This is a genomic window from Streptococcus oralis (assembly GCF_004127215.1).
GTDB lineage: Bacteria > Bacillota > Bacilli > Lactobacillales > Streptococcaceae > Streptococcus > Streptococcus oralis_BD.
Map to the genome: position 1 here is coordinate 360099 of NZ_QEWJ01000001.1, position 12350 is coordinate 372448.

Below are 12350 nucleotides of genomic sequence, written 5' to 3' on the forward strand. Positions count from 1 at the left end.
CTCCTTAGCATTCAATTTTTCATTGTAGTCAGTTCTAATTCTCAAGATAAATCCCTTGGTTGTCAAGCATTTTCATCTAAGAAATGACATAAAAGTCTCTGAAAGACGACCTATTTTTGTTAGATTTATTTCTTATTTTCCCTGAATGAATCGTTCTATAAAAATCCACTAATTCCCTTTAGTATAGCATATTTAGCGACTTTCTTCAAACATTACTTGGCTCTTTAAAGCTACGCCGATTGCAGAGTTAGAAGAATCATTCGCAGTTCATCTTCTTATTTTAAGTCATCAAACAGAATCACAAGAAATCTGGACAACTTTATTAGAACAACAGATAGAAAGACCAGAGCATCACTCTGGCCTTCTACTATCCTGTTTAGTTTCTACCCAAACTTAGTCTTCTTTTTTACGCATAGATGCTACAAGTCCTGTACCTAAGCCCAAGAGAGCCAATCCTGCTGCTAATATTGACATAGAGGACTCACTTCCTGTATTTGGAAGATGGTCTTTTCCAGTCTGACTAGCTTTTTCTTTTTGCGGTTTTGGTTCCGTCTGTTCCTGTTCACGCTCATCTGGCTTAACAGGTGCTTGCGGTTCTGGTTTCTCTTGTGCTACAGCAGTTCCAGCTTCCACGATACGATCTTGCGCAACTATCTTATCAAAGGTTTCTTTCAGTGTACGCTTACCATTTTCGACTTCTACTAGGTGGACACGAATACCTTTTTGACCTTCTTGAAGAACACGGGTTTGACCTAGTGGGAGTTTATCGTTTTTACGTTCTTGCACTTGGAAATCAATGTTCTCTTCTTCTACTAGAAGTTCTGGTTTTTCATGAACTAAACCTGCAGCTCCATCAAGTGGTTGGGCTGTACCTCGCTTAGTTCCAACGAGAAGAACCCGGTTAACAGGAGTCTGAAGTACTTCACGAAGTTTCTCTTCACGAGTTCCATCTGGGCTTACAGATGTAAGAATGCGTTCCTTGCCAACTTGTCCTTCTCGTTCTACACGGCTTTCACCTACATATAGACTTGAATCTTCCTTTTCAACAGTCTGGAAGGCAAGTTCTTTTTCGACAACCTCAAGACTTGGATTTTCTTCTTGAATAGCAGGGGCTGTTTTCTCAGAAACTGGTTTTTCCTTGACTAGTTGGATACGATATTCCTTGACTTGTTTTCCACTTTCTGAAACAAGGCGAACAAGTACTGGAAGGCTATCGTCTCCACTATCTACAACTGTTGAAGCTACTTGATTGCTTTCTTGAACGGTCACTTTTGGACGTTGTCCATTATAGGTGATTTGATAGTCTTGACGATTTTCAGCGAAATCAGCAAGTTCTTTTCCATCTACAAGAATCTTCGATTTAGTGCTTTCTTGAGGCAATTCGCTTGGCGCAAGGAAGGTCATCTCAATCATCGCAACACCACTCTTATCGGCCTTGCGCTCCATACGCCATCTCATAGCTTTGGCTTTCACAGCTTTAAAGGTAACGTTAATTTCATCACCGGCTTCAATGTCTTTGTCCGCACGATAAGGAACAGCTTCCCAGTTATCTGGATTGTTGAATGGATGGCCTGATTCATAGGCTTGGTAGTTTGAATAGTAGGTTGGCACGTCAAACTCTGGACCGATATAGCGTTCTAAAACAAGTTTAGATGGTGCATCTGTACCACTATCTGCAAAGAAGTGAAGTTTAGCTTGCGCAACAGTCCGTTCGACAATCTTACCATTCTCACGGAAGATCACACCTGCCGATACTTCTGGGTTAGAAGATGGTGTTGGAGACCAGTTTGTCCAACGACGATTTTCAGAATGATCTCTGTCATTGATATAGTCTACACGGTCATGAGAACTGTCGTCAATATCATTAGTTGCTGAGGCAAAGGCTTGGTTACTGTTTTCATCATAGTCAGGGTTATCTGAGAGAGCTTCACCAAGTTTGTCTGTCACTCGTACAGTGAACTCCGCAACGAGGTCACTACCAAGAACACGGCCTCTTACAGTAAATTGACCTGCTTTTGTTAGATTTTCTGCTGGAACTTCTTCCCATTCCACTGCCAAATCTTTGGTTTCATAGCCGTCTTTACCTGTGAAGTAAACCGGAACCTTCGTTGGCAATTCAAGCGGTTGACCTACTTGTACCAAACGAGCTTGTTTAACCGCAGCAACTGGTTTACGAGAAAGTAAGTCTTTGTCCTTAGTGAAGTGTAGACGGTATTCACCTAAGATGTCACCATTTTCAGCTTTCGCAATGACACGAACCGGCTCACCTTCACGAACGCTTGGAACAACCGTCGCAAGACCATTGTTGCTAACACTTGCTGTTACTGCTGGAACTTTTCCATCTACAGACTCAAGGTAGTAGTCTGTCAAATCAGGGTTGAAGTTTGCCAAGTCTTTACCGTCAACTTGGATTCTTGTTTGTCCTTGTTTAGCTGCTGCAACTTGTTTCGCAAAGATTTGTACTTCTGTGATAGAAGTTCCCCGCTTATTATCTGCTTTAACCATGCGAATGCGAACAGCATAGGTTTCAACTTTATCAAAGCTAAAGTGATTCATTTCTCCAGCCTTGAGTTGAGCAGGAGCTTTTAGATTTGTAACAGGTTTCCAGTTAGCAGGGTCGTTAAAGACATGGTTTTCCTCACCTACAAAGCTAGGGTTTTTAGGCGCAGTTGGAACAGTCTTACCAACATAATACTCAATCACATAGGACTTCGGTACACCGACTCCGTGGTCTTCGTGGAATCCGACACTTAGATTATCAACAGAACGTTTGCTCAAGATACCTGAATCTCCAAACAGAACACCAACTGAAGCTTCTGGATTACTACGATTCCAGTTCGTCCAACGGTTGGCTGGTCGGTCATTAAAGGAAATCAATTTATCGTTGACATTTGAAACAGGGTCACTTGGATTTGAGTCTGAAGCAAAGGCAAGTGGCAATTCTGAACCTGTCCATTGGTCAGAGATATTCGCTCCTTGCTCTGTTTTAGCAGAAACGCGAACATGAAGTTTGGTAGTTAATTGGGTACCTTCTAGGCGGCCAGTGACTGTGAAGACGCCTTCCTTAGCGTATTGGTCTGGATGAATCGCATCCCATGCAACCTTGGCAGATGAAACGTGACCATTTGAATCGTAGGTACGAACACTTTCTGGTAATTGTGGCGCTTCTGCGATTGGTGTTGTCACACTGACTTCTTCAACCGAAACGATACCCTCTACAGAGACTTTAGCACGCGCCTCAAGGTCAAGGCCTTCAACTTTACCTAGCACCTCAAAGGTTTGATAGTGGTCTAGTTTTTCTTTTGGAATAGCTTGCCATGTGACTTTGTGAGCTTTAGGGAAACCTTTGTCATACTCAACAGTTACTGTTGCTGGAAGACTTGGTTCTTGATGCAAGTCTGTCACTACATTTACTGGACGGATGGATTGCGCAACCTTCGTCTCAGTATTGGCTTGGATGGTGAGGGCGATTTGACCTGTAGCCCCCTCATATTCCGCTTTCAGAGTGACTGCTCCTGGTTTATGCAACTCAAGCATTCCTTTACGAACTGCAACTTCCCCTTCACCGCTTGTAGAGAAGTTTACTTTATCCGCTGGTAGAACTGCCTGTGTTCCGTCTTGATAGTGAGCGAGTACGGACAATTTCACTGTTTGGTCTTCTTTAAGACCGTTAGCTTGCTCTACTTGTAAGCTCAAGTGGTCAATTTTTGGTGCTTCTTCAAGGAATTGAATTGCATAGGTTTGAAGAGGTCCACCATCTTTTGGTTGAACATAGATGCTTGCACGCATGCCGTTTGCTGCACTTGCTTGGACTACAGTAACATCCGCATTTTCAGTACTTGCTGCGACTTCTGGCAAGGATGCACCATAAGCAAGAGTGCGGTATTGCATTGGATGTTGACTAGTAAGGCCTGTGACAGCTTCACCACCAACACTTACAGTCGGTACTACAGGTGTTGCAGGATTGCCTTCTTCTACTACAAGCGTAGCATGAATAGTCTCACCGCCCAGTTGACCAGTCATTTGAATACGTGATCCTGCAACTGACAGTTTAGCTTTATCAGTTTCCGCAATCTCCCACTTATCAACTTCGTATTCTTGTACGCTTCCATCCGTAACGGCAATAGAAACATATTTGTCAACAGCACTCAAGTCTGTTCCTGGGGCAACACGTTTAACAGTTGGTAGTTCTTTCGCAATTGCTAGAACTTCTACACGAGCCTCAACTTCACGTCCGTCTGCCATACCTTTAACAGTCACAACTCCTGCTTGGCTCACATCAACTGAAGACCAGGTTACTGGACGTTTTTCACGACTGCCATCACTGTAGATAAAACCGACTGTCTTCGGCATTTTTGGCTCTTTTTCAATAACAGTACGTACTTTTGGTACTTCTGTTCCGAGAACAGTCTTTTCTTGGTCTTCTTTTTTACCAGTAAAGACAGTTACTTGACCAGATTTCAAAAGATCAGAGTGGGCAGTAAGGGTGAATTTCCCTGCTTGCTCAGTTGATTTCACAATGGCAACACCTTTACCGTTAAAGGCTCTGCGAATCCAAGAACCATCTGGTTGGGCCTTATAACGTTCACGGCTGGCTTGTTCCCCATTATCGACACCGACAAGTTGACCTTGTCCGTGCAATTGGAAGCGAACCAGATTATTAGCAGTTGGGACCACATTTCCTTGACTGTCAACGATTTCGTAGTAGATGTATGTCAAGTCTTTTCCATCTGCTGCGATGGCGTGATCTTCCTTGATGAGACGAACACCGGCTGGTCGGCCTGCAGTGGTAATCTTGTCACGTGCAATTTCTTTACCAGCTTCATCACGAGCTACAGCTTCCAAAGTACCTGGTTGGTAAGCAACCTTCCACTCAAGATAGAGTTCCTTGGCATTGGCACCTTCTTGGTAAGTGCGTCCATCGCTTGTTTGTTTTTTGTTGAAGGTCTTAACTCCGAGAGATTGACCGTTCAAGAACAATTCTACGCTTGCAGCGTTTGAATAGGCGCGAACTGGAATCTTACCTTCTGCATCAGCTACATTCGCTTTTAGAGTAGGGTCTTCCCAGTTCCAGTGAGGAAGGAGGTGAACCATCGGCTTCTTCTTAACAGAAACCCATTGGCTTTGGTAAAGATAGAAGTCATGTTTTGGAATACCTGCTGTATCTACAATACCAAAATAAGAGCTCTTAACAGGAGTTTGGTTTTGGTTATGCCATGGCGTAGGCTCCCCGATATAGTCTGTACCTGTCCAGATAAATTGTCCAGCATAGCCAGCATTGTCGCGGTCAAAAGTCCATGAATCTGTTGCAGTTTTACCCCAACCAACACGGTCATTACCATAGTCAGACTGTTCGTAGTTACGCTCAGGTCCGTTACTATGTTTCAATTCCTGTTCAGGACGATAGTAACTTCCACGTGTACGGGTTGCTGAAGATGTCTCAGAGCCGTAAATCAACCAGTTTGGATGTTTCGCACGAAGGGCTTTGTAGTTGTCTTCAGAATAGTTGAATCCAACCGCATCCAGTTCATCAGCAATTTTCTCATGTCCACCACTACCATTACCGAAACGGAACTTATCTGCTCCCATGGTAACGTAACGAGTCTTATCAACATCCTTGATAACTTTGACCAAACGTTTTACAGTTGCTAGAGAATGAGCATCACCGTTGGCTTCACCGATTTCATTTCCGATTGACCACATGAAGACAGCTGGGTTATTTTTATCTCTTTCGACCATAGTACGAAGATCGTAATCGGACCATTTTTCACCTTTTCTAGCTTCTGGGTGAGTGGCATCTTTTTCAAAGAAACGACCATAGTCATAAGGTTTCTTGCCATTATACCACGTATCAAAGGCCTCTTCCTGAACGAGCAAACCAAGTTCTGCAGCGATTTGCAAGGTTTGCTCACTAGCAGGGTTGTGGGTTGTACGAATAGAGTTAACCCCCATCTCCTTCATTTGTTTGAGACGGCGATATTCTGCCTTATAGTTTTCTTCTGCTCCGAGCGCTCCGTGGTCATGGTGCAAGGAAACCCCATGGAATTTAATGCGTTCACCATTTAAAGAGAAACCATCATTTGGAGTCCAGTGATAGTAACGGTAACCAAACAAATCCTTCTTAGCATCCACCAATTGACCATCACGATATACACGCGTAATCAATTCATACAAGGCAGGTTTGTCATTTAAAACTGTCCAGAGTTTTGGTTTTTCAACTTCTAAAATAGCATCTAGGCTTGTTGACTCATGTGCTTTCAAGGTACGACTTGCTGTACGAACCACGCCTGTTACGGCCTGACCACCACGTTCAACGATTTGATACTCTGCCACAAGTTCATGGTCTTTATCGTCTGTATTGACGATTTTGCTGGTCACATGAGTTTCAACCTTGCCGTGTTGCTGTTCTTCCAGTTTCGGAGTTAAGATAGTTGTACCATTTTTCTCAACATGAACCTTATCTGTCACTTGCAAGGTCACATCACGGTAAATACCACTTCCTGAGTACCAACGGCTACTTGGTTGTTTGTTAACAGCATGGACAGCAATCACATTCTCACGACCATCTTTGTGAAGGTATTTGGTGATATCGTATGAGAACTGGTTATAACCATTTGGATAATGCCCCACTAACTGGCCGTTGACATAGACTTGAGAATCCATGTAGACACCATCAAAGGTCACACGAACATTCTTCTTGAGGTCTTTTTCATCAAGTTTAAAGGTCTTACGATACCAAGCTTCACCACCATTTAGCTGTCCACCTTCGTTTTGGGCAGGTGATTGATGGTCAAAATCGTTAAAGATACTCCAGTCGTGTGGAAGGTCCAATTTTTGCCATGTTGACACATCTGCATCTGGTTTCACAGCTTCTTTAGAGTTCGCATTGAGTTTGAAGTGCCAATTTTGATTAAAATTCACTTTTCTGTCTTCAATCATTTGATTTACTTCTTCATTTGTCGCAGCTTTAACTTCTTCCTTGATAGGTTTTTCTTGACTAGAAGCTTCTAACTCTACTTTTGTGTCCTTTTCAACAGATTTAGAAATCTCTTTCGCCTCCTTAATAACTTGGCCTTGTTCTTCCTTTTCTTTTGCTACAGTCTCCTCTACTGTACTTGTCTGACTTGTATCAGCGACTTGTTCCAGAACTGCTTCCTCAAGACCCTTCTCTGCATTCACAGTAATCGGCGTTTCGTCCGCAAAAACAGGGCTTGTTCCAGCAAGATTTGCACCAAATAGAACAGCGCAAGTTCCAATCAGTACTGAGCATGTCCCAACAGAAAACTTCCGAATACTGTAGACACTTTTACGATTCCAATAGCTTTTATCCATAAAAACCTCCTTTAGTAACCGCTTCCATTTTTATGTGATAGCGGATAACTCTCCTTTTGTCTTTTATATCTATTCTATAAAATAATATAGATAACTTCAATCCTTAAAACTAAAAAATCATAATTTTGATTGTTTTTTCTAAAATTTGGAGAAGATTCAAAAAATGTGAATGTAGATTTAGGACAAAAACAAACATTTTTTGACACTCCGTTAAAGATTATAAAGAAGTTCCTTTTGTAAGGAACTTCTTTTACTTATAATTAAAGGTCTTCCCTGCCAACTTATCAGCTAGCTTGGGGAAGAGAGTATAAAATTTGTGGGCTAGGTTCAACAAAAGTGGAAGATTGAGTTCCCGTTTATTTTTTCCTATAGTTTTAACAATCTTTTTAGCGACCGCATCTGGTTCTAAGAGAAATCGGTCAACCGACTTGAGATAGCTACCATCCGGGTCTGCCTGGTCAAAAAAGGCAGTGCGAATCGGTCCTGGATTAACCGTCGTTACATAGATACTATAGGGCATAAGTTCGAGGCGTAGAGCGTTGGAAAAACCAATAGCCGCAAACTTGGTCGCTGAGTAGAGACTGGACTTGCTAGTCGCTATCAAACCTGCCATACTGACGATATTGATGATATGCCCTTTTCCTCTCTCCTTCATGCGAGCTCCAAGACAACGAGACAGATTCATCAGAGCAAAAGTATTGATCTCAAACATCTGGTGAATGTCTTTGTCAGAAATCTGGTCAAATTCTTCAAATATTCCGTAACCAGCATTGTTAATCAAGACATCAATCTTGCCATATCGTTGATAGAGCTCAGCTACTAAAGTTTCTAGGGCTTGGTCATCAGTAATATCAATCTCAACTAATTCTGTGTGAGAATGATTTCCGTAGAGTTGTCCTAGTTTTTCCTTGTTTCTACCTAACAAAATCAGTTGGTCATTCGGCAAAAGCTTGACCATTTCTTGGGCTAGACCACCGCTAGCACCTGTAATGAGAATCGTACGCATACTTATCCTTTTTCAATCTTTTAGACTTCCACTTCTTCCAAGTCTTTAACAACATGGACATTTTCAAAAATGCTGGCCGCATCTTTCTTGAGCTGGCTGACATCTTTTGAAAGGAAACGGGCGCTGATATGGTTGAGTAAGAGGCGTTTGGCTCCTGCTTCTGCCGCTACTTGTGCAGCTTGCATATTAGTAGAGTGACCATGGCTACGAGCAATTTTCTCATCGCCCTTGCCATAAGTGGACTCATGGACTAGGACATCTGCATTGACAGCTAGTCGCACACTGGCATTGGTTTGTCGGGTGTCACCCAAGATAGTGATAATCTTACCAGGACGAGGAGCTGAGATATAGTCAGCAGCCTTGATTTCAGTCCCATCTTCTAGAACAACATCCTGACCATTTTTGATTTTTCCAAAAAGAGGGCCAAATGGAACGCCAGCAGCCTTGAGTTTTTCAGCATCCAGTGTTCCTTCCAAGTCCTTTTGCATGACACGGTAACCAACGCAGAAAATAGTGTGATCCAGCTCCTCTACATACACAGTGAATTTATCGGTTTCAAGAATTTTCCCTAGAGAATTTTGATCAAACTCATGAAAATGAATGCGGTAAGGCAGACGAGAACCTGATACACGAAGACTGGTTAAGACAAATGACTTGATTCCTTGAGGTCCATAGATTTCCAAATCTGTCTGCTCTTCATTGGCCTGAAAGGCACGGCTAGAAAGGAAACCTGGTAAACCAAAAATGTGGTCTCCATGCAAGTGAGTGATAAAGATTTTGCTGATCTTACGTGGTCGAATCGTGGTTTCCAGAATGCGATTTTGCGTTCCTTCGCCACAGTCAAAAAGCCAGACTTCGTTGATCTCGTCCAAGAGTTTCAGGGCGAGGCTTGAAACGTTGCGGGTTTTAGAGGGCTGGCCAGCCCCCGTTCCTAAAAATTGAATATCCATTCGATACTTTCTAATTAATCAATATATAACATGGCCGTGCGGTTTTCCGATCGGAAATAGCGCTTGCCAGAAAAAGCTCTAGCTTCTTGCAGTAAATCCTCTTGGCTGTAGCCTTTGAGACGCTTGCGACCATCAGCCAAGCTTTCTAAATCTGTCAAATCTGTAAGATTTTCCACGCTAACAACTTCCTCATCTCCGGCAGCCTTCATGTAGATCTTGCCAGACTCCTCAAAGACTAGCTGATGGGGGAAAATCTGCGCAATTTCAAAGAACAAGTCAGCAGTGATTGCTTCCTCAGCTTCTGAGAAAATCCGACCAAGACCTTGACTCTCATAGCAAAAGCCAAAGGATTTTCCTGATAGGTTGAGGCGAATAAAGGGCTTGTTTTCTAGAGTAAAACTTGGTTCAGCATTGTAGAGATTTAGTTCCTGACTGACTTCTGCAAAGTAATCAGTCGCAGCTTCAGGACTCTTTTTCTGGTAGAGCTCAGCAAAGTAGGCATTGACGACACTAGGTGGAGGGGTAATGAGAGCCAACTGCTCCTGTTCTGTCTTACCAGCTAAAAGCTGATCTAGATAGACCCTGTCCAGACTTGTATAGCCACCATATTTTAGAGCTAAGGTTTTGATATCAGTCATAAAATTCTTCTAACCTCCATTTGTTTTTCTCCGAAATGTAGCCTGTGATGAGTTCTCCGTCCTCTTGATAGTCACGATCTTCAAGAATCGCAACACTTTCCAAATCATGAATCTTGTAGGACTTAGAAAAAGGCACACGTAGGGTAAAGGGTTCGAAAATATCTTTGATTTTCTCTAAAAATAAAGCTTGCAGCTGCTCACGACTATCCTCCGACTTGGCAGAAATGAGGGCATAAGGTGTTTGGGTAGGCGTGAAATCCTCCACCAAATCCGCTTTATTATAAATGGTCAAGCGAGGAATATCTTTCATGTCCAAGTCTTTCATGATGGAAAGAACTGTTTTTTCATGCTCTTCGTGGTAAGGATTGCTGGCATCAATGACATGAACCAGAAGGTCCACATGCTTACTTTCTTCCAAGGTCGACTTAAAACTGGACACCAACTCTGTCGGCAAATCTTGGATAAAGCCAACAGTATCTGTTAAGGTCACCTGAAGATTACCCCCTAGATGAATACTCTTAGTCGTCGCATCTAGAGTCGCAAATAATTCATCTGCTTCATACTGGGTCTTGCTGGTTAAAGTATTCATAATAGTCGATTTTCCGGCATTAGTGTAACCAATCAAGCCAATCTTAAAAGTACCCGACTCCAGACGTTTTTCTCTGACCGTAGCTCGGTTTTTCTCCACTACCTTGAGCTGACGCTCGATATCCGTGATTTGATTGCGAACGCTACGACGGTTCAGCTCAAGTTGGCTCTCACCTGGTCCACGGGAACCAATTCCCCCTGCCTGACGACTAAGCATAATTCCCTGACCGACCAAGCGTGGCAAGAGATATTTGAGCTGAGCTAGGTGGACTTGGAGTTTTCCTTCATGGCTTCGAGCCCTCATGGCAAAGATATCCAAAATTAGCTGCATACGGTCAATGACTTTGACACCGAGAATTTCCTCCAAATTGACATTCTGCCTTGGTGTCAGACGGTTGTTGACAATAACAGTTGTGATTTCTTCCGCATCTACCATGAGCGCAATCTCTTCCAACTTACCAGAGCCAACAAAGGTCTTAGAATCATACTTTTCACGTTTTTGTCTGTAACTATCTACTACGACTGCCCCAGCTGTCTTAGCCAGACTGGCCAACTCTTCCATGGAGAGGTCAAAATTATCCATGCCCTGCAGTTCCACACCAATGAGCAGGACTCGTTCCTCTTTTTTCTCCGTTTCAATCATTCAAAAACTCCTCAATCTGGCTTAGAATGCGGTCCTTCACTCCAGACTCTCCTATCTGATAAAAGGTCACCTGCATGCGATTACGGAACCAGGTCAACTGACGCTTGGCAAAACGACGCGTCGCCTGTTTGAGACTCTCGCTGACTTCCTCCAGAGTCTGCTCCCCACGGAAATAAGGAAAAAGTTCCTTGTAGCCAATGCCTTTGGCAGCCTGCACATCTGGATAATGGTCAAAAAGCCACTTAGCCTCATCCAAAAGCCCAGTCTCAAACATCAGATCCACTCTGTGGTTGATACGCTCATAGAGTTGACTGCGTTCATCATCCAGGCAGATAATCAACGGTTCATACAAGGACTCTTGATTTTCCAAATCCTGAGCAAAATGGGCGATTTCCAAGGCTCGCATAGCACGACGACGGTTAAACTGGGGAATTTCAAGATTTGCTTGCTCCACAAGATGGGCTAATTCTTCATCTGAATAAGGCTCTAAACTAGCTCGATAGGCTAAAATCTCCTCATGGGGCGTCTCTCCACCTAGATGGTAGCCTTCTAACAAGCTCTGGATATAAAGCCCAGTCCCACCAGCGATAATGGCTAGCTTGCCACGGCTTTGAATATTCTCAATAGCCTTCTTAGCTTCTGAAACAAAATCAAAAGCCGAGTAAGACTCGGTCACCTCTCTGACATCAATCAAATGATGAGGAACAGCTGCTTGCTCCTCTGGGCTAGCCTTGGCCGTCCCAATATCCAGCCCTCTGTATACTTGCTGACTGTCACCGCTGACTACCTCTCCACCAAAGCGCTTGGCTACTTCAATAGCAAGGGCTGTCTTCCCAACAGCAGTCGGTCCAACAATTACAATTATTTTTATTTTCATCTTTTTTCCTTGAAAAATTCCCATTTTTTCGTTACTATTATTATATCACAAAAAGGTCAGTCAGAAAAATGCTACCACTTAAGGAGCCTGGCTGATCGGGAAGATAAAGGAGGAAGACTCATGGCTAAAGGATTCGCTAAAGGTCTTGTAACAGGTGTCGCAGGAACTGTCGCTGCCGTTGCAGGTGCAGTATACGCAATTAAAAAGAAAGTGATTGAGCCAGAAGAGCAAAAAGCAGCTTTCATCGAAGAAAACCGTAAAAAAGCAGCTCGCCGTCGCGTATCACACTAAGCAACAAAAGAAGTTGAGAAATCTC

General features: G+C 43.1%; 7 protein-coding genes. 1 reads left to right on the top strand and 6 read right to left on the bottom strand.

Annotated elements, in window-relative coordinates:
• Positions 1-393: 393 nt before the first annotated feature.
• The 6 genes from bgaA to miaA all read right to left on the bottom strand — a co-directional run bounded on the left by bgaA (position 394) and on the right by miaA (position 12034).
• Complete coding sequence (gene bgaA, locus DF216_RS01725) at positions 394-7332, bottom strand: LPXTG-anchored adhesin/beta-galactosidase BgaA (protein ID WP_129325751.1); 6939 nt, start codon at positions 7330-7332, stop codon at positions 394-396.
• Between the two features lie 250 nt (positions 7333-7582).
• Complete coding sequence (locus tag DF216_RS01730; protein ID WP_129325752.1) at positions 7583-8338, bottom strand: SDR family NAD(P)-dependent oxidoreductase; 756 nt, start codon at positions 8336-8338, stop codon at positions 7583-7585.
• Between the two features lie 20 nt (positions 8339-8358).
• Positions 8359-9288, bottom strand: a complete 930-nt coding sequence (rnz, locus tag DF216_RS01735; protein WP_129325753.1) for a ribonuclease Z — start codon at positions 9286-9288, stop codon at positions 8359-8361.
• A 14-nt stretch (positions 9289-9302) separates the two neighbouring features.
• Positions 9303-9926, bottom strand: a complete 624-nt coding sequence (locus tag DF216_RS01740; RefSeq protein WP_129325754.1) for a cystathionine beta-lyase — start codon at positions 9924-9926, stop codon at positions 9303-9305.
• A complete protein-coding gene (hflX, locus tag DF216_RS01745) occupies positions 9919-11157 on the bottom strand; it encodes a GTPase HflX (protein ID WP_125828344.1) in 1239 nt (412 codons plus the stop codon). Before hflX ends, DF216_RS01740 begins: the two co-directional genes overlap by 8 nt.
• A complete protein-coding gene (miaA, locus tag DF216_RS01750) occupies positions 11150-12034 on the bottom strand; it encodes a tRNA (adenosine(37)-N6)-dimethylallyltransferase MiaA (RefSeq protein ID WP_129325755.1) in 885 nt (294 codons plus the stop codon). Before miaA ends, hflX begins: the two co-directional genes overlap by 8 nt.
• Before the next feature lie 120 nt (positions 12035-12154).
• On the opposite strand from miaA, the gene DF216_RS01755 reads away from it, so the two are divergent.
• The gene (locus tag DF216_RS01755) at positions 12155-12325 is read left to right on the top strand and encodes a DUF3042 family protein (protein ID WP_001051782.1); all 171 of its coding nucleotides are present in this window, start codon (positions 12155-12157) and stop codon (positions 12323-12325) included.
• The last annotated feature ends 25 nt before the right edge of the window (positions 12326-12350 follow it).

Excerpts from the sequence above, each read along its gene's own strand:
- bgaA (WP_129325751.1), bottom strand. The coding sequence starts at position 7,332 with ATGGATAAAAGCTATTGGAATCGTAAAAGTGTCTACAGTATTCGGAAG.
- DF216_RS01730 (WP_129325752.1), bottom strand. The coding sequence starts at position 8,338 with ATGCGTACGATTCTCATTACAGGTGCTAGCGGTGGTCTAGCCCAAGAA.
- rnz (WP_129325753.1), bottom strand. The coding sequence starts at position 9,288 with ATGGATATTCAATTTTTAGGAACGGGGGCTGGCCAGCCCTCTAAAACC.
- DF216_RS01740 (WP_129325754.1), bottom strand. The coding sequence starts at position 9,926 with ATGACTGATATCAAAACCTTAGCTCTAAAATATGGTGGCTATACAAGT.
- hflX (WP_125828344.1), bottom strand. The coding sequence starts at position 11,157 with ATGATTGAAACGGAGAAAAAAGAGGAACGAGTCCTGCTCATTGGTGTG.
- miaA (WP_129325755.1), bottom strand. The coding sequence starts at position 12,034 with ATGAAAATAAAAATAATTGTAATTGTTGGACCGACTGCTGTTGGGAAG.
- DF216_RS01755 (WP_001051782.1), top strand. The coding sequence starts at position 12,155 with ATGGCTAAAGGATTCGCTAAAGGTCTTGTAACAGGTGTCGCAGGAACT.